Source organism: Bifidobacterium sp. ESL0790, from assembly GCF_029395435.1.
Lineage (GTDB): Bacteria > Actinomycetota > Actinomycetes > Actinomycetales > Bifidobacteriaceae > Bifidobacterium.
The window spans coordinates 1430827-1449162 of record NZ_CP113915.1 but is presented as its reverse complement, the minus strand read 5'-3'; the positions used below and the strand labels follow the sequence as shown (position 1 = coordinate 1449162).

The window sequence follows — 18336 nt, the reverse complement described above, 5'->3', positions numbered from 1 at the left end:
GTGCCCGGAGCTGTTGGGCACGGGCTAACTACGAAACGTCCAGGAGGACAAGTAATGGCAGAAAAGGAAAAGTACGAGCGGACCAAGCCGCACGTTAACATCGGTACCATTGGCCACGTTGATCACGGCAAGACGACCCTGACCGCGGCCATCTCCAAGGTGCTGCACGAGGAGTACCCGGACATCAACCCGGAGTACGACTTCGAGCAGATCGACGCCGCTCCGGAAGAGAAGCAGCGCGGCATCACCATCAACATCGCCCACATCGAGTATCAGACCGAGAAGCGTCACTATGCTCACGTGGATTGCCCCGGCCACGCCGACTTCGTGAAGAACATGATCACCGGCGCCGCCCAGATGGATGGCGCGATCCTCGTGGTCGCCGCCACCGACGGCCCCATGGCCCAGACCCGCGAGCACGTTCTGCTCGCCCGCCAGGTCGGCGTGCCGAAGATCCTCGTCGCGCTCAACAAGTGCGATATGGTCGACGATGAGGAGCTCATCGAGCTCGTCGAGGAAGAGGTCCGTGACCTCCTCGAGGAGAACGGCTTCGATCGTGACTGCCCGGTCATCCGCACCTCCGCCTACGGCGCCCTGCACGACGACGCTCCGGATCACGACAAGTGGGTCCAGTCCGTCAAGGACCTCATGGATGCCGTCGACGACTACATCCCGACCCCTGTCCACGACCTGGACAAGCCGTTCCTGATGCCTATCGAGGACGTCTTCACCATCTCCGGCCGTGGCACCGTGGTGACCGGCCGTGTCGAGCGTGGCCGCATCCCGGTCAACGCCCCGGCTGAGATCGTCGGCATCCGTCCGACCCAGACCACCACCGTCACCTCCATCGAGACCTTCCACAAGCAGATGGATGAGGCCGAGGCTGGCGACAACACCGGTCTGCTGCTCCGCGGCATCAACCGTGACGACGTCGAGCGTGGCCAGGTTGTGGCCAAGCCCGGCTCCGTGACCCCGCACCACAAGTTCGAGGGCGAAGTCTACGTCCTGACCAAGGATGAGGGCGGCCGTCATTCGCCGTTCTTCTCCAACTACCGTCCGCAGTTCTACTTCCGCACCACCGACGTCACCGGCGTCATCACGCTGCCGGAAGGCGTCGAGATGGTTCAGCCTGGCGACCACGCCACCTTCACCGTCGAGCTCATCCAGCCCGTCGCCATGGAGGAGGGCCTGACCTTCGCAGTTCGTGAAGGCGGCCACACCGTCGGCTCAGGCCGTGTCACCAAGGTGATCGAGTAGTTCTAGAACGTAAGTTGTAGATTTACTTACCAGTTTGTGCCCCGCATCGTAAAAGGTGCGGGGCACAACTGTATTTTGGGCGGGTATTGATCCGGGGTATCAGTGCGAGGTATCAATTCGAATATCAGCACAAGATCTCAACTCGGGGTATCAGGGCAGCGAAGCCGAGAGAGACATGGAACTTGTAAGCTGTACATACGGCGTGGCATAATTGCTGAGGCATTTTATGGAATGCAAGTCGTTTGAAACATGAAAAAACTAAGGTGACGAGACGTGGCACAAACAAGCAATGACATCAAGAACGGTTCGGTTCTGAATCTGGACGGTCAACTGTGGACCGTCACGAAATTCCAGCACGTCAAGCCCGGCAAGGGTCCGGCCTTCGTGCGCACCACCATCAAGAACGTGCTCTCGGGCAAGATCGTCGACAGGACGTTCAACGCGGGCATGAAGATGGAGTTCGAGACCGTCGACAACCGCAACCTGCAGTATTCCTATGACGATGGCGAGAGCTTCGTCTTCATGGACATGACCACCTACGATCAGTTCAACATCCCGAAGACCCTCGTGGGCGACCAGTCCAAGTACTTGCTCGAGGGCACCGACTGCATCGTCAGCTTCCACGACGGCACGCCGCTGAGCGTCGAGCTGCCGGCCTCCGTCATCCTCACCATCACCCACACCGAGCCCGGCGTGCAGGGCAACCGCTCCAACGCGGGCACCAAGCCCGCCACCGTGGAGACCGGCGCCGAGATCCAGGTGCCGCTCTTCGTCGGCGAGGGCGAGAAGGTCAAGGTCGATACGCGTGACGGCTCCTACCTCGGTCGCGAGAACAACTGAGACAATGAGCGCGCTGGCTTGATATAGATAGCTAGTGCGCGATTCGGGGATCACGATTTCCTTCACTTCGACCGACTGAGAGGCATTTTTTCCATGGCACGTTCCACCGCTCGCAAGAGGGCTTTGAACACGTTGTACGAGGCGGACGAGAAGGGGCAGGACATCCCGTCGCTGCTCGCCGAACGCATCGCGCGACCTGGCGCGCAGACGCCATTGCCTGATTACGCGGTGCAGATCGTGCGCGGGGTGGCCGATCACCGTTCCGACATCGACCATGCGCTCGACGCCTATTCCACCAAGTGGACGGTGCGGCGCATGGCCGTGGTCGACAGGAACATCCTGCGCATCGCCGTCTGGGAGATGCTCTTCGAGGACGACGTGCCCGACAAGGTGGCCATCGACGAGGCGCTTGGCCTGGCCAAGACGCTTTCCGACGACGATTCGCCGTCGTTCATCCACGGCCTGTTGAGCGCGATTGGCGATCATAAGGACGACGTGTTCGCCGACATTGCCGAGGCGCAGAGGCGTCGCGACCAGGCCGAGGCCGAGAAGCGTCGTCTGGCTTCGCCCACGGCTCCTGGATTCCTCACTTCCGGTGGCGTCAGCGGCCACGGCGACGGCCAGAGCATGGAGGACGAGGCCGGTGCCGAGGCGGTGGAGGCTGAGGCTGCTGAAGCTGAGGCCGGCGCATCTGACCAGTCTGACGTGGCTGAAACCTCGAATGTCACTGATGGCACTGATGCCGGTGAAACCGATGCGGCTGCTGCTTCGGATACTGCCGACAGCACCGCCGCAGACGAGGCCACCACTTCTGAGGGTTCCGAGGCTGCTGTTTCCGATGATCCTGAAGTAGCTGCTTCCGATACCGCCAATATCGCTGATACTGCCGACGACGCTGATACTGCCGATTCGTCAGATGTTTCTGCTGTGCCGGCCAGTTCTGATTCGGCTCTCGCGTAGCTTTGGTTCCAGTTCAATGGCGAACTGGATGATTATGTCTGCTCACTAGTAGGCAACGTACGTTTATCTCCAGTTGAAGCTCGAACTGGATACTTTGGTCTGCTGGGCGGTTGTGAACACATGTTTTGTTCCAGTTCAACTATGGGCTGGATGATTTTATCTGCTAGTCGTTTTTAACGTATGTTTTGTTCCAGTTGAATAGTGGACTGGATATTTTGGTCTGTCCGCAAGGTGTCAACGCACGTTTAGTTCCAGTTCAATTGCCAACTGGATGGTTTCGTCTGGTGGCGCGCTTTCAGCGTTTGCTTTGGTCCAGTCCGATGGTGAATCCGATGTTCGATGGTGGATTCGATGAGCTGGCATGCGGCTTAGTCTTTGGGGTGTCGCAGGCTTTGTTGAGTTGAAACGTTATACATCATTATCGTCCTATAATGATGACCATGGCTTCAACGACGACACATGAAAAGCATGGGCACCACGCAAACCACAAAAGGCGGAACATCATCATCGCCATTGTGGCTTCTGTGGCTTGCGTCGCTGTCGTCATCGGTGTTGGTTGCAACGTTTATATGCGCCGGCAGGATAATGGTATGCGCCGTGATATTGAAAGGTACCAAAATCGGCCCATCGCGGTCGACAAGACCATCAACCTGCCCAAGGAGAGGATGAAGCAAGGCAAAGTCGTCGACTTCAACCTGAGCGGGAGCGTGCCGCCAGAAGAGGTTGGTGACCTCACGATGCGCCCGGGAACATGGTCCGAAAAAGACGGCCAGTATAGGGTGTACTTCGGAGTTCAAAAATACGATTCGTCAGGCAATAGCGTTGCGAGTGGCGAAACCGAATTGGGGCTCGGCAAGACCAAGGACCTGCCCAATGTCGGTTGTTCGCTGACGTTGATCAGCTTGAGGGGTTATGAGCACATGGACCCGCCGCCAGGGGTGACCGGGGGCAGCGACGGCAGTGCCAAAGTGCTCGTCACTCCCTATCAGAACGGGCCGGTGGCGCAGGAGTCCGCGAATATCACGCAAGATGGTTCCCGCAAAGGTACGACGCGCACGGTGAAGGCCGGCAGCGTCACCCATATCGGCAATCTGAACATTTTCGCCCCGTACACGCTTGACCATGACGATAAGGGCTATCGCGTCGGTTTGTGCATAGAGGATTATGTCGAGACCACTCCCAGATCGAACGTCGTATATCAGAGATGCAGTCCCAGCGAGACGCCCTACAGGCTCGGCGAGACGCAGACGTACACCACCAATGACAAGGTGGATTGGTCCGTCACCTTGCTTGGTCTGACGGACTCCGACGGTCTGCAAGCCTTCATCATCCAAGTCGCACGCCAATGAATGTATCGATGTCTGTTGTGCTTTCGTTTTTTCATCTTTCCACCGTTCGGAATTGACCAGTATGTTACCGGACTGGATGATTACGTCTTCTGCCTTGCGCCAGCGTTGGTTTTGTTCCAGTTGGGTGTTGGACTGGATGATTTGGTTCATTGAGTTGCACTCATCATGGAGTTTGTTCCAGTTGGGTATCGAGGTGGATGATTAGGCTCACTGAGTCGATGCGAGCGTTGGGCTTGGTCCAGTTCGCTTGTGAAGTGGGTGATTCCGGTGGGTTGGATAGACTGTAGGCAGATCTTCGAGAAGGGTGAGATGTTGAGCGAAACGAGCGGTGAGATGAAGACCAACGAGGCGCGGGCGCACAAGGGCCGGCTGATCGTGCTGACCGGGCCGACGGCCGTGGGCAAGGGCACCGTCGAGGCCGACCTGCTCAGCAAGCACCCCGAGGTGTGGGTCTCGGTCTCCGCCACCACGCGCGAACCGCGACCGGGCGAGATCAACGGTAAAAATTACTGGTTCATGGATGAGGCGGAGTTCGTCGCCAAGGAGAAGCAGAACTGGTTCCTGGAGACCGCCGTCGTGCACGGCATGGCCCATTACGGTACGCCGTTGCAGCCGGTGCTCGACCATCTGGCCAAGAACATTCCTACGATTCTTGAAATTGATCTACAGGGCGCTCGCCGTGTCAAGCAGCGCGCCGCCGAGCTCAATCTTGAGATTGTCTCGGTGTTCATCGCCCCGCCGAGCTACGACGAGCTGGTCAAGCGGCTGATTGGCCGAGGCACTGAAAACGAGGAGCAACGCAAAAAACGCCTCGAGACCGCCAAGGTCGAGCTGGCCGCCGAGCCCGAGTTCGATGTGAAGATCGTCAACGACACCGTCGAACGCGCCTCCGACGAGCTCTGGAGCGTCATCGCCCATGAATACGGCATCAAACAATAATTTCCCCTATATTTCTGTCGTCAACTAGTGCTTGATGATAAGTGCAGATGATGGTGCACTTTTATTACTGAATAGGCTGTCATCAGTAAAAGTCTGGAATATCGACGGTCTTGCTTGTGGTAACTATAGTGAAATTTGGTGAGATTACTACGAAATAGAGTGAGGGGGCTCAGAAAACTTTCTGTGGCGTATGACTTGGCCGAGCAAAATCTTACGATTTTGCCTTCGCGCTCAATACGTCGCGCTCACCGAGCCTACAGAAAGTCCACTGGACTTTCTGCTTAACGGCTCAGCTCGGAGCGTCTCCAGAAAGTTTTTCTTAAGCCCCTCACGGAAGAGGCGATGAAACTCATGCCAACCCTGAAAGCTTATTGATGAGCTCGGGATCTCTCGTCGCACCTTTATCGGCGGAACGGGCGAAGGCAGCGTAGGCCTTGAGAGCCAGCGAAACCTTGCGGTCGCGGTGGGCGACGTAACCGTCTCCGGCCTCGAGCTCCTTGCGGCGCTCCTCGAACTGCTCGGGCGTGAGCTCCACGTTGATGGTGCGGTTCGGGATGTCGATGTCGATCATGTCGCCATCCTTGATCAGCGCGATCGGGCCCTTGTTGGCCGCTTCGGGGGCGACGTGGCCGATGGCGAGGCCTGATGAACCGCCGGAATAACGGCCATCGGTGATCAGCGCGACATCCTTGCCGATGCCCTTGCCCTTGACGAACGAGGTGGGGTAGAGCATCTCCTGCATGCCCGGGCCGCCCTTCGGTCCTTCGTAGCGGATGACCAGCGCCTCGCCCTTCTTGAGCTTGTCGCCCAGGATGACCTCGACGGCCTGCTCCTGCGACTCGACGATGTGGGCCGGGCCGTGGAACTTCCAGATGTTCTCGGGCACGCCCGCGGTCTTCACGACGCAGCCGTCGGGGGCGAGGTTGCCGCGCAGAATCGCGAGTCCGCCTTCCTTCACGGCCGGATGGTCGATGTCGTGGATGGCGCCGTTGACGCGGTCGGTGTCGAGCGTGTCAGAAAGCGTCTCCTGGATGAACGGTTCGGGGGACTTGATGTGGCCCGGAGCCGCGCGATAGAGTTCCTTCGCCTTGTCGAGGCAGGTCGGGCGCATGATGTCCCAATCGTCGAGCTTGGATTCAAGGTCGGGATAATCCACCGAATGGACGTCTTTGTGAAGCTTGCCTGCACGGTCGAGCTCGCCCAAGATGCCGCAGATGCCGCCGGCGCGATGCACGTCGGAAATCTCCCAGTCGCCGGAGGGGCTGGCCTTGCAGATGCAGGGCACGGTGTGGCTGATGCGCTCGATGTCGTCAAGCGTGAAATCGACGTCGGCGCTCTGCGCGGCGGCGAGAATGTGCAGCACGGTGTTGGTGGAACCGCCCATGGCCACGTCCATGGTCATGGCGTTCTCAAAGGCCTTCTTGGTGGCGATGGCGCGCGGCAGCACGCTCTCGTCGTCCTCGTCGTAGTAACGGTGCGCGAGATCGACGATCCTATGGCCGGCGTCGATGAAGAGCTGCTTGCGATAGCCGTGCGTGGCGAGCGTGGTGCCGTTGCCGGGCAGGGCCAGGCCGAGCGCTTCGGTCAGGCAGTTCATCGAGTTGGCGGTGAACATGCCGGCGCAGGAGCCGCACGTGGGGCAGACGGTCTTCTCATAGGCCAGCAGGTCCTCGTCGGAGACGTTGTCGTCGGCGGAGGCGTACATCACGTCAATGAGATCGGTGGTGTCGGTCTTGCCATTGGACAGCGTGGTCTCGCCGGCCTCCATCGGGCCGCCGGAGACGAAGATGGTCGGGATATTGAGGCGCAGCGCGGCCATCAGCATGCCGGGGGTGATCTTGTCGCAGTTGGAGATGCAGATCAGGGCGTCGGCGCAGTGCGCGTTGACGGAGTATTCCACGGCGTCGGCGATCAGGTCGCGGCTCGGCAGCGAGTAGAGCATGCCGGTGTGGCCCATGGCGATGCCGTCATCGACGGCGATGGTGTTGAACTCGCGGGGGATGCCGCCGGCTTCTTCGACGGCTTTCGAGACGAGGCGTCCGACCTTGTTGAGGTGGACATGGCCAGGCACGAACTCGGAGAACGAGTTGGCGATGGCGACGATGGGTTTCTTGCCCAAGTCGTCTCCGGCCACGCCTGCGGCGCGATAGAGTGCTCGGGCACCGGCGAACATGCGGCCGGTCATGATATTATGTGAGCGCATTTGCATGATTCCATATAAGTTCATCGGTTCATGATTTGCCGATATGCGACCGAATGTTGAAACGAACGACGGGGTTTGTGGTTGGTTTATGCGCAACGCGCAAAATCGGCCTGTGTTTTGACGCGTTTATGTGTTACCGGCGGTAATGCCATTCGTGGTGGAAAGGCGGCGAGGTGAAGAGCGGGAGAAAAGTCCTCAAGCGCGTGCTGTTGGGTGTGGTCGGCGCGTTCGTGGCGGTCTGCGTGGTGGTTGCCGTGGCGACGGTTGCGGTTCTCGAGGACAGGCGCCGCCGGCAAACCTATGAGCGCGAGGAGCGGGAGCGCGTCATAACCCTCGATTCCACCGCCCAAAAGTCCCTGGATGCCTACCGCGTCTTGCTCAAGGCCACTCTGGAGAACAACCAGGACGTGCTCGCCCAATATGACCAGCGTCAGCGCGACATCGCGAACGATTGCGAATCCGTCTATACCGGCGGCATGCCCAACATGCATGACGTTACGATCGACGTCGATCCGCATTACGTCCAGCACGAGAACGGGCGGATCACCCTGGGCGTCACCACCTACACGGTGGTCAAGTGGGGTTCGACGCCGAAACCCGATTCCGCCGATCCAGGGGAGACGAGCTGGAGCGACGACCATGTGCTCACCTTCGTAGCTACACAGGGGCAGGCCAAGGCACCGTATGTCATCCACGACGACGAGACGCTTTTCTGGCCCGACATGCCTAGCTACAAGCCGTTGAAGGACCTGCGCCGCTGGGATTCGCGCTGACGCGAGCGTATTACAACTCTGTATATTTTCTTTCTGTGACGCCCTCTGAGCGATAGAAAATGTATATGGATGGTTGTTTTCTATCGGTGAGGGGCGATAAGCGATAGAAACGTGCATGGGTTGTTGCTGCGGGTGAATATCGCGGCGGGCGGTTATAATTATGAATTTGATTGACTTTGAAGGAGCAACAATATGGCATTTGGCACCGAGCCCACACCGAGCGGTCTTGCGGATCCGACGATTGACCAGTTGATGGAGCATTCCGACCACAACAAGTATTCGCTGTCGATCTTCGCGGCGAAGCGTGCCCGTCAGATCAACTCCTACTTCACGCAGCTCAACGAAGGCCTGCTGCAAAACGTCGGCCCGCTGGTCGAGTACCAGAACCAGGAGAAGCCGCTTTCGATCGCCTTCCGCGAGATCAACGAGGGCCTTTTGGAGGAGACGCTCGGCGAGGACGACCTGAGCGAGGGTGGCCTCAATTAATTTTTTAAATAACGATGTCCGGTTTCATTGAGACCGGACATTTTTTATGTTCGCGTGGCCACTTTTTCAGAGAAATAAAAAAGTGGCCACGAAACGAACATTCTTGGCAACGTGGCCAAGTCGATAAACGCTGCAATTCCGCGGTTTCTTATTTTTGTGTGACATAATGGATGTTCGTTTCGGTGGCCACTTTTTCGACGCCCCCAAAAAGTGTCCACAGGGTTTCGGCACATACACACATGCGCGTAGAGTGACAGGACGTATGTATACACGTCGGCCGTTTTGCGGCTCTGGCATGGAAGAAAGAAGTTCATTGTGACAAAAGAACGTCGTCTCATCTCAGCTGAATCGGTTACCGAAGGGCACCCGGACAAGGTCTGCGATCAGATTTCAGACGCGATCCTCGACGATATGCTTCGCCAGGACCCCCATTCCCACGTGGCCGTCGAGACGTCGGCCGCCATCGGGCAGTTCCTTGTCTTCGGCGAGGTGACCAGCTCCGGTTACACCGACATCCAGCGCATCGTGCGCAATGTCGTTAAAAACATTGGTTACACCTCCTCCGAGGTTGGCCTCGACGCCGATTCCTGCGGCGTCTTGGTCTCGCTGACCGAGCAGAGCGCGGAGATCAACCAGGGCGTCGACCGCCTGAGCCCGCAGCAGGAGTCCGCCGTCTCGCGCGAGGAGCGTTACGAGGCGCAGGGCGCCGGCGACCAGGGCATCATGTTCGGCTACGCGTGCGACGAGACCGATGTGCTCATGCCGCTGCCGATCTACCTCTCGCACCGCCTCGCCTTCCGCCTGGCCCAGGTGCGCAAGGAGGGCATCGTCCCGCACCTGCGCCCGGACGGCAAGACCCAGGTGACCATCGAATACGATGATGACGACCGCCCCGTGCGCGTCGACACCGTGCTCGTCTCCACCCAGCATGACCCCGAGGTGACGCACGACTGGCTCATGGAGCAGCTGCAGGAGCACGTCATCAAGCCGGTGCTCGAAGAGGTGTGCGGCACCGCGATCAAGCACGACGACTATCGCGTGCTGGTCAACCCGACCGGTTCCTTCGTGCTCGGCGGCCCCGCGGCCGACGCGGGCCTGACCGGCCGCAAGATCATCGTCGACACCTATGGTGGGGCGGCCCATCACGGCGGCGGCGCCTTCTCCGGCAAGGACCCGAGCAAGGTCGACCGTTCCGCGGCTTACGCCACGCGCTGGGTGGCCAAGAACATCGTCGCCGCAGGACTCGCCCACAAGGTCGAGGTGCAGGTGGCCTACGCCATCGGCGTCGCCGACCCGGTGAGCGTCAACGTCAACACCTTCGGCACCGAGATCGGCGGCGTGACCCGCGAGCAGATCCAGGCCGCGGTGCGCAAGGTCTTCGATCTGCGTCCGGCCGCGATCATCGACGAGCTCGACCTGCTGCGCCCGATCTATCTGAAGACGGCGGCATATGGCCACTTCGGCCGCACCGATCCGGACTTTACGTGGGAGGCCACCGACAAGGTCGACGAGCTCAAGGCGGCCATCGCCGAGGGCTGAGACCGTGGCGATGAACCCGTGGTTTTAAGCTGGCTTAAATGGTTTCTTTATCGGGCCGTGCTGCACAATGCATGTTGTGTGGCACGGCCCGATTCGTATGTGGGGAGAGCGCGCCGCGAAGGTCTGATAAGGAGTGTTGAAAACAAGGCGAACATATGCCCTGAATGGTATCGGGAAGATGCCGTTCAAATGTCGAAGACATGGCCATCCGTGTCGGAATTTCGCGCCACGCAAAATCGGCTAAGTGTCGGAACGGAGCAATAGGCTGAATGTAATTTTGCATTATCTATGCACGTATTTTGGAGGTTGCGCATGGCCGCTATGACCGTAGCCGATATGGTTTCGATGTTTTTGAACGACAATGGAAAGATCAACATCTCAGCGTTCGACGGGTCGTCGTTCGGCCCGCAGGACGCGCCCCTGCACATCACGGTGAACAACTCGCGCGCCGTCTACTACATGGTCGACCACCCGAACGATTTGGGTCTCGCGCGCGCCTACCTGCAGGGCGACATCGCCTCGCCGGAGCTCATTCCCGGCGATCCTTATGAGGTCTTCAAGCAGCTCATGGCACTGAAGCCGGACATGAAGAAGCCGAGCCCGGCCGACCTGGCCCGCATCGTCGCGTCCGTGTATTCGCATGGCATCCGCCACCCCGAAGCCCCGTCAATCGAGGGCCCGAGCCGCTGGAAGCGCCGCACCGAAGGCCTGCTGCCGCACTCCAAGGCCGGCGACGAGGCCACCGTGAGCTATCACTATGACCAGTCCAACGAGTTTTACCGCCTCTTCCTCGGTTCCTCGATGACCTACACCTGCGGCGTGTTCACCTCGCCCGAGGACTCGCTCGAGGACGCCGAATGGCGCAAGCTCGACCTCGTGCTCGACAAGCTCAACCTCAAGCCCGGCGACCGCCTGCTCGACATCGGCTGCGGCTGGGGATCCATGGAAATCCGCGCCGCACAGCGTGGCATCAAGGTTCTGGGCGTCACCCTGGCCGGCGAACAGGTCAAGTGGGCTCAGGAATGGATTAAGCGCGAAGGTCTCGAAGACCTCGCCGAAGTCCGTCAGATGGATTACCGCGACGTGCCGGAAGGCGATTTCGACGGCATCTGCTCGATCGGCATGATGGAGCACGTCGGCTTCAAGCACTATCCCTCCTACTTCAAGGAGATCTTCGATAAGCTCAAGCCCAATGGCCGCCTGCTGAACCACCAGATTACCCGCGTCAACTCCATGACGGGCAAGGCCGCCGGCGAGTTCATTGACCGCTACATCTTCCCCGATGGCCAGCTGGCCTCCCCGGGCGAGATTGAGACGGTCATTCAGGACACCGGCTTCGAGGTTGTCGATCAGGAGAACCTGCGCCAGCATTATGCGTTGACCCTGCATAACTGGAACAAGAACCTCGTGGCTGGCTGGGACCGCGCCGTCGAGCTGATGGGCGAGCCCAAGGCGCGTCTGTGGGGCCTCTACATGGCCGGTTGCGCGCTCAACTTCGAGCTCAACAACATCCAGATTCACCAGTTCCTCTGCGTGCGTCCTGACGACGAGAAGATGACCGACACCTACCCGCTGCGCCCGTGGTGGGTCGAGGATTCGACCGTCAAGCCGACCGAGATCTGAGTTTAATACGGAATAAAACGCCACGGTTTCGGCCGTGGCTTTTTATTTTCCGTTGTGGCTCACATTTTTTGACCTCTCATAAAAAAATGGGAGCCATAAACGAACATTGCGCCCAGAGCATAGGCGCTTAGGGTTGCAATGATGCCATTGCGCTCAGAGCAGATGTTCATTTGGCTCCCAAAATTTTGACGTGTCGAAAATTTGGGAGGCCGTTATCATTGAAGCATGAGTGAACCGCAGGCCGAACAGCTGGCGCTCGCCGGGCTGGCCCCGCGCAAGCGCCGCAAACGGGTTACCCATGCCCCCGCGACGCACGATCCCGTGGCGCAGGTGGTTCTCGACGTGCAGGCGACCCATTTGGGGCAGACCTTCGATTACTTGGTCGACGAGAAGGATGACGAGGCCGCGCGGCCCGGGGTGATGGTGCGCGTACGTTTCGGCGGCCGGCGGGTCAACGGCATCATCTGGGCGCGTGTGAAGGAGAGCCACGCGGCCGCCTCGTCATTGCGATATTTGGAACGTGTGGTGACTCCCGAGGTGCTGGTGAGCGCCTCGATGCGTCGCGACATCACTGCGATCGCCGAGGCGTATGGCGGCACTCCGGCCAACATCCTGCGCCTGGCCGTGCCCCCGCGCGTCGCCCGCATCGACAAGGAGCAGCAACTGGCGATGGGCGGCTCATGGCAGGGCAGCCGCGGGCAGGTGACGATTGATGCCAAGGCGATCGCCGAGGGTGAGACGCGCATGCTCGCCAGCTACGACAACGCGCTGGCCTTGCGCGACGCCCTGAAAGGTGGGGGTTTCGCCTCGTTTGTCGCCGACGCTCTGCCCGGCGCGGGCCGATGGGCCCGTGATTTGGCGTGGATGGCGGCGAGCTCGCTGGACGCCGGCAGGGCGGCGGTGCTGGTGCTGCCGACCATGCGTGAGGTGCGAGATATGGCCAGGGCTCTGCAAAGGCTTGGTCTGAAGCCGTTCAGGAAAACCACCGCCACCCACGGTGGCTTCGACGGCGATTTCGCCTTGCTTTCGGCCGCGATGGCCCCGGCGGAACGGTATCGCTCGTATCTGGCGGCGGCGAGCGGGCAGGTGCGCTGCGTTATCGGCACCAGGGCCGCAATGTACGCACCAGTCGAAGGGCCGGGGCTCTTCGCCATCGTCGACGACGTGGCCTACCAGAACGCCGACGGCATGATGCCTTACGCCGCCGCCAGGGGAGTGCTGCGGTTGCGCGCCAAAGCCCACGCCGGGGTGTTTGTCGCCTTCTGCAACGCCCGCAGCGCCATCAGCGAGTGGGAGATCAGTGAGGCTGACGGCCGCGCCGAGGGTGTGTGGTCCGCGATTGGTTCGACCAGGAATATGTCGGTCTCACGGGATGGCCGCGATGGATTGACAGGCTCGGGAAAGGCTCACGCAGATACTGCTATCGAGGACTTTTCCGCTGATGATGGACCTATGACGGCTTCCAACGAATTGGCGGCCGGGCAGACATCTGATGCCAGTACTTCGATGGCAGCGGTCGTGGGCGCGGGGGCGTCGGAACCGAATTGCGCTTGGTCGCCTGACGAAAATGATGCGGAGACCGGTACTCAGAAAACGACGGACAGCAACGCAGCGGGGCACGTCGCGGATGTGCGTAATCCTTACGGCGGAGCGGATGAGCCGATTTTGGAGACGGGGGAGACCTACCCGTTGCGTCCGGTAAACAATGCTTCGGTCGCTGGTAATTCCAGTGTCACTAACGATAATCGTGGCCAATCGGCAGATAATGCAGACGACACCGGTACGAACCCCGCGCTCGCCGACCAACGTGAGTTCTCGATCGAACCCGAGTGCCGACCCAAGGTATGCGAGACGCCGGTGAGCGGCTTCAGCGTGCCTGTGCACCCGCTGCCCGCCGTGGTGGGCGAGGAGCGGCCATGGATTCGCTGGCTCAACCGCGACGAGCTGGCCCGTCTGGCCGACCCGAGCATCGGCGCGCGCGTGCCGCATATCGCCGTGCGCATCCTCTCCGAGGCCTTGGAACGCGGCCCGATTCTCTTCTCCATCCCGCAGGACGGCATCGCCGAAGTGCTGAGCTGCGCCCGTTGTCATCGCCAGGCGCGTTGCCCGCGCTGCACCGGTCCGCTCCAGCAGATCCGTGGCGAGGAGGCGCGTTGCCGCTGGTGCGGTGCCCCTGTCGGCGAATGGTCATGTCCGCAATGCCACGGCACACGGATGAGCGTGGTGCGTGTGGGCGCGGCGGGCACGGCCAGCGAGCTTCAGCGCCTCTTCCGCAACATGCCGATGGTGCTCTCCAGCCCGAGCCAGCCTGGCGGCGTCGTCGAGGTGGTGCCGAGCCGTCCGATGATCGTCATCGCCACGCCCGGAGCCGAGCCGAGGGTGCGGGCCGAGGACGGCAGGCCGGGCGAGTACGCGGCCGTCGCGATTCTGGACGCCTGGACGAGTCTTTACGCCCCGGGGGTCGACGCGCGAATCGACGCCTTGACCGCCTGGATGCGCGTGGCCGCCATGTGCGCCAAACGGGCGGACGGCGGGCAGGTGCTGCTCATCGGCGAGACCGACCCGATGATCGCGCGCGCGCTGGTCGACTGGGATTCAAGGATCCTCGCGGCCCGTGAGCTGGACGAGCGCGCGGAGACGGGACTTTCGCCGGTCTACGCCGTTGCCTGCGTCTGGGGCCGGCGTGACGCGGTGACCGCGGCTCTGCGTAATATCGGCGCAATGGACGGGGATTGGGCCACGTTGAAGGTCGACGCCGACGAGCTGCCGGCGGTGCTAGGCCCTGTGCCGATACCCCAGCCGAGGACGATGGACGCCCGCGAGCTGGAGGCCACGCAAGACAGGGTGAAGGCCGTGGTGCGTGTGCCGCAGACCAGGCGCGCGGAACTGGCCCGTCGCCTGCACGTCGAGGTGGCCCGCCACGTCGCCACGCGCACGCCCGGGGAGCTGCGGTTCCAGCTCGATCCGAAGGATCTGACCTAGTTTTCCTCGCTGGTCCTCGTCGGCGCGGCATGACAGCATGGAGGCCGGATATTGACATGCCGCGAATGCGAATGGAGGAAGCATGAAGGGTTGGCCGGGAGAGCCGGAGATGGTCTACAACCAGGTGATGGCGGCGGGCGAGGCCCAGAGCGCCACGGGCAAGCCAATCGCCGACGTGATCTTCGACTTCGGCAACGTGCTGGTCAACTGGGACCCCGAGCCAGTGATGCTTCCGCGATATTCCAAGGAACTGACCGAGCAATTCCTCGACAACGACATCTCCGGATTCTACGACGCCAGCGACGCGATGGACGTCGGCGGCACCGTGAAGGAGGCGGTCGAGGCCGTCCGCGAGAAGTACGGCGAGCCGTGGGCCTCGATGCTCGACTATTACTGCGCCAACTTCGAGGATTCGCTGGTCGGCCAGGTCACCGGCATGCGTGTGCTGGTCAACGATCTCAAGGCCACGGGCATCGGCGTGTGGGGCCTCTCCAACTGGGCGACGGAGCTGTTCCCGCCGGCGGACCGGCAATACTCCATTTTGCGCTCGCTCGACGGCCGCGTGGTCTCCGGCTACGTCGGTCTGCGCAAGCCCCACAAGGACATCTTCGAGTACGCGCTGCGCGAGTTCGGCATCAAGGCCGAGACCAGCCTGTTCGTCGACGACAAGGCCATGAACATCGAGGGCGCGAACGCCGTGGGGATGCGCGGTGTGCGGTTCAATGATTCCACGAAATTACGGGAGGTGCTGCGCGGCCTGGGAGTGGCGATTCCCGACGTGAAGCGCTAAGTCGTGGCGCGTCGGGCGGATATCTTGCAATACCTCGCGGTTACTTGAAAATATTCGATAAACGCGGTGCTATGGCATAGAATGGAATGTTGGTTATTCGCCCGCCGAACTTGCTGTTTGCCGGCGTTGTGGCGAATCGATTGGACGACTGAACTTTTGAACAGGAGAACGCATATGTTGAAAGTGCTGTTTGCGGGGACTCCGGATGTCGCGGTGCCCGCCTTGCGCGAGCTTGCCGGCGACACCGAGCATTTCGAGGTCGTGGCGGTGCTCACCAGGCCGGACGCGCCGAAGGGCCGTGGCCGCAGGCTGGAGCCGAGTCCGGTGAAGCAGGCCGCGCTCGAATTGGGTATCCCCGTGCTCGAATCCGACCCGAAGGAGCCTTCGTTCGTCTCCGAGCTCAAGGCCAGCGGCGCGGAGGCCGGGGCCGTGGTGGCCTATGGCAAGATCCTGCGGCAGAACGTGCTCGACGCGCTGCCGATGGGCTGGTACAACCTGCATTTCTCGCTGCTTCCGCAGTGGCGTGGGGCCGCGCCGGTGCAGCGGGCCGTGTGGAGCGGCGACACCATCACGGGCGCGACAGTCTTCAAGCTCACCCGTGGCATGGATACCGGCCCGATTCTGGCGCAATCCACCTGCGAGATTGGCGCGCACGACACCTCCGGCGACATTCTCCAGCGCTTGGCGGGGGACGGCTCGCGCTTGCTCGCCGCGGCGCTGACGGCCATGGCCTCGGGCGAGATTGTCTTGCAGGAGCAGCCGCAGGGGGCCTATGAGGTCGCCAAGAAGATCGGGCACGATGACGCGCATGTTCGCTTCGATATCCCTGTTTTCGCCGTCGACCGGCAGATTCGTGCCTGCACGCCTGAACCCGGCGCGTGGTGCATGCTGCATCCGCAGGGTGCGGCCACTGGCGAGGATACAAATGCTGACGATGCCAATGATGTCAATGATTCCGGCGATTCCAGCGATGCCGAGCCGTTCCATATCCTCCAGGCGCGTCCGGCGAATGCCGATGACCCGCAGGCGCTGAAAGGCCTGAAACCGGGCGCTCTGAGCGTCACCAAGAAGCATGTGTGGGTGGGCACCGCCACCGCGCCACTCGAGCTCGAGATGGTGAAGGCGCAAGGCAAGAAGACGATGAAAGCCGCCGACTGGGCCCGTGGCGCGCGCCTCGCCGACGACGCGTTTGTCGACTGAGCTGGGCCGAGTTATCTCAACGTAACGTACAACGTATATACAAGATATAAGCTAACGGAATCGACGATGGATTCTTGGAAAGGCAGGGCACAATGAAGGAACTGGAAATCGCGGGGCGGCAGGTGCCGGCGGTCGGCATCGGCACATGGCACATGGGCAGCGACGCGGGCAAGCGTGACGGTGAGATCGCGGCCATCCGCGCGGGCATCGAGGCCGGCGCGCGTGCGGTCGACACCGCCGAGGCCTACGGCACCGGCGACTCGGAGAAGCTGGTGGGGGAGGCGCTGCGCCCGTTCGACCGCGGCGACATCTTCCTGATCTCCAAGGTACGCCCCGAGAACGCCTCCAAGGCTGTGATGGAAGAGCACCTCGACGCCAGCCTCAAGCGCCTCGGCACCGATTACCTCGACCTCTACCTCTATCACTGGCGCGGTTCCATCCCGCTCGCCGAGACGGTGGCTGAGCTGGACCGCCTGCGCGAGGTCGGCAAGATCCGCTCGTGGGGCGTCTCGAACTTCGACACCCCCGACATGCAGGAGCTGGTCGCGCTCCCGGCCGGCGGAAACGTGGCCGCCAACGAGGACCTCTACAACATCGAGGCGCGTGGCATCGAATACGATTTGCTGCCCTGGCAGCGCGAACGGCACATCCCGCTGATTGCCTACAGCCCCGTCGGCGGGCTCTTCAACGAGCTGAAGACGAGCATGCTCACCGATCCGACTGTGCGCGAGGTGGCCGCGCGCCACAACGTCTCCGCCTATGAGCTCATGATCGCGTGGGCCGTGCGCGACGGCAACACCCTCGCCATCCCGCAGACCTCCAACGCCGAGCACATGCGTGGCAACATCGCCGCCGCCGACATCGAGCTGACCGCCGACGACCTCGCCGCGCTCGACAAGCGCTACCCGGTCCCCACCAGTCACGTCTCCCTCGCCGAGAACTGATAGGTGCCGTCGCGCGTTGTCGCTAATGCCGTGTGACTGATGGTTTCCGCTGTAGATTCATCTCATCTCTGGAAGAATCATGGTGCTATCATTCACACGGTTTTTGTATATGTTTCTCCGAATTGGATCGTGATATTAGTTTTCCGGGAATTCCATGGAAGATGCCTTTTTCTGCATCCTTAGCCCAGCGTTCGATGTTTTCCTCCGGAATAACGTTTCCGTTCTTGTCGTGGTATATCTCTTTTTTGTTTCTTTTTATCAGACATATAAATACCGTATCGTGCTTGTACATGAAAGTCGATTCGATATGAAATCCATGAACCGGGCCATGGTGACCGGCGTCACATGCAAAGGCACGTCACCTGCTGGGAAAGGTGTTGTGGAATGGGGCGGCGGGCCCATAAGATGGAGGCGGATACGTCAGACATGCCACGATGGGGTATGGCATGGC

13 protein-coding genes and 1 pseudogene are annotated in these 18336 nt (G+C 60.9%); 13 read left to right on the top strand and 1 reads right to left on the bottom strand.

Annotation, left to right across the window (positions count from 1 at the left end; genetic code table 11):
• Positions 1-54 precede the first annotated feature (54 nt).
• The 5 genes and pseudogenes from tuf to gmk all read left to right on the top strand — a co-directional run bounded on the left by tuf (position 55) and on the right by gmk (position 5345).
• Complete coding sequence (gene tuf, locus OZY47_RS05400; protein ID WP_277177334.1) at positions 55-1257, top strand: elongation factor Tu; 1203 nt, start codon at positions 55-57, stop codon at positions 1255-1257.
• Positions 1258-1530: 273 nt separating this feature from the next.
• Positions 1531-2097, top strand: coding sequence for an elongation factor P (efp, locus tag OZY47_RS05395; RefSeq protein WP_277177333.1), 567 nt, complete (start codon positions 1531-1533; stop codon positions 2095-2097).
• A 93-nt stretch (positions 2098-2190) separates the two neighbouring features.
• Positions 2191-2574, top strand: a pseudogene (gene nusB / locus OZY47_RS05390) (transcription antitermination factor NusB); the annotation flags it as partial.
• 923 nt (positions 2575-3497) lie between these two features.
• Positions 3498-4406 carry a hypothetical protein gene (locus tag OZY47_RS05385; RefSeq protein WP_277177332.1) on the top strand — a complete coding sequence of 303 codons (909 nt, stop codon included), beginning with the start codon at positions 3498-3500 and terminating at the stop codon, positions 4404-4406.
• A gap of 309 nt (positions 4407-4715) precedes the next feature.
• A complete protein-coding gene (gene gmk, locus OZY47_RS05380; protein ID WP_277177331.1) occupies positions 4716-5345 on the top strand; it encodes a guanylate kinase in 630 nt (209 codons plus the stop codon).
• Between the two features lie 349 nt (positions 5346-5694).
• Here the strand turns inward: gmk and ilvD are convergent, their stop codons facing one another.
• Positions 5695-7557 carry a dihydroxy-acid dehydratase gene (gene ilvD, locus OZY47_RS05375; protein ID WP_277179175.1) on the bottom strand — a complete coding sequence of 621 codons (1863 nt, stop codon included), beginning with the start codon at positions 7555-7557 and terminating at the stop codon, positions 5695-5697.
• 164 nt (positions 7558-7721) lie between these two features.
• Here ilvD and OZY47_RS05370 point away from each other — a divergent pair, with 164 nt between their 5' ends.
• The 8 genes from OZY47_RS05370 (at position 7722) to OZY47_RS05335 (ending at position 17885) form a co-directional block, all read left to right on the top strand.
• Positions 7722-8321, top strand: coding sequence for a hypothetical protein (locus tag OZY47_RS05370; protein WP_277177330.1), 600 nt, complete (start codon positions 7722-7724; stop codon positions 8319-8321).
• A gap of 192 nt (positions 8322-8513) precedes the next feature.
• The gene (rpoZ, locus tag OZY47_RS05365; RefSeq protein WP_277177329.1) at positions 8514-8807 is read left to right on the top strand and encodes a DNA-directed RNA polymerase subunit omega; all 294 of its coding nucleotides are present in this window, start codon (positions 8514-8516) and stop codon (positions 8805-8807) included.
• A gap of 315 nt (positions 8808-9122) precedes the next feature.
• Complete coding sequence (gene metK, locus OZY47_RS05360; protein ID WP_277177328.1) at positions 9123-10346, top strand: methionine adenosyltransferase; 1224 nt, start codon at positions 9123-9125, stop codon at positions 10344-10346.
• 312 nt (positions 10347-10658) lie between these two features.
• The gene (locus OZY47_RS05355; RefSeq protein WP_277177327.1) at positions 10659-11969 is read left to right on the top strand and encodes a class I SAM-dependent methyltransferase; all 1311 of its coding nucleotides are present in this window, start codon (positions 10659-10661) and stop codon (positions 11967-11969) included.
• A 225-nt stretch (positions 11970-12194) separates the two neighbouring features.
• Positions 12195-14951, top strand: a complete 2757-nt coding sequence (locus OZY47_RS05350; RefSeq protein ID WP_277177326.1) for a primosomal protein N' — start codon at positions 12195-12197, stop codon at positions 14949-14951.
• Between the two features lie 82 nt (positions 14952-15033).
• Positions 15034-15741, top strand: a complete 708-nt coding sequence (locus tag OZY47_RS05345) for an HAD family phosphatase (RefSeq protein ID WP_277177325.1) — start codon at positions 15034-15036, stop codon at positions 15739-15741.
• Positions 15742-15915: 174 nt separating this feature from the next.
• Complete coding sequence (fmt, locus tag OZY47_RS05340) at positions 15916-16941, top strand: methionyl-tRNA formyltransferase (protein ID WP_277177324.1); 1026 nt, start codon at positions 15916-15918, stop codon at positions 16939-16941.
• Between the two features lie 92 nt (positions 16942-17033).
• A complete protein-coding gene (locus OZY47_RS05335) occupies positions 17034-17885 on the top strand; it encodes an aldo/keto reductase (RefSeq protein WP_277177323.1) in 852 nt (283 codons plus the stop codon).
• Positions 17886-18336 lie beyond the last annotated feature (451 nt).